This is a genomic window from Staphylococcus pasteuri (genome assembly GCF_030547725.1).
GTDB classification, from domain to species: Bacteria; Bacillota; Bacilli; order Staphylococcales; family Staphylococcaceae; genus Staphylococcus; species Staphylococcus pasteuri.
On the sequence record NZ_JAUOQO010000245.1, the window covers coordinates 1 to 284 of the forward strand.

The following is a 284-nucleotide window of genomic DNA, read 5'->3' on the forward strand; positions in this document are numbered from 1 at the left end:
GGCGCAGGCCGTGCGCGAGGGTGTTGGCCTGATTGACGCCAGCGCCTTTACCAAACACTGGGTTTCGGGGCCCGGCGCGACGGAATTCCTCGACCACTTTACCACCAACAAATTGCCAAAGGTGGGCCGGATCAACCTGACCTATGCGCTGACCGGCGCGGGCACGACACACACCGAATATACCATCGTGCGCCGTGAAGAGAACGGATTTTACCTCGTTTCTGCCGGGGCCTGGACCGCCTATGACGCGGATTATCTGCAAAAATCTGCCGAAGATTTCATGG

General features: G+C 58.8%; 1 protein-coding gene. It reads left to right on the plus strand.

Annotated features, from left to right (window positions below; all coding sequences use genetic code 11):
• Nucleotides 1-284: aminomethyltransferase family protein (locus tag Q4528_RS13545; protein WP_303522053.1), on the plus strand; the 284-nt coding region annotated here is incomplete at both ends.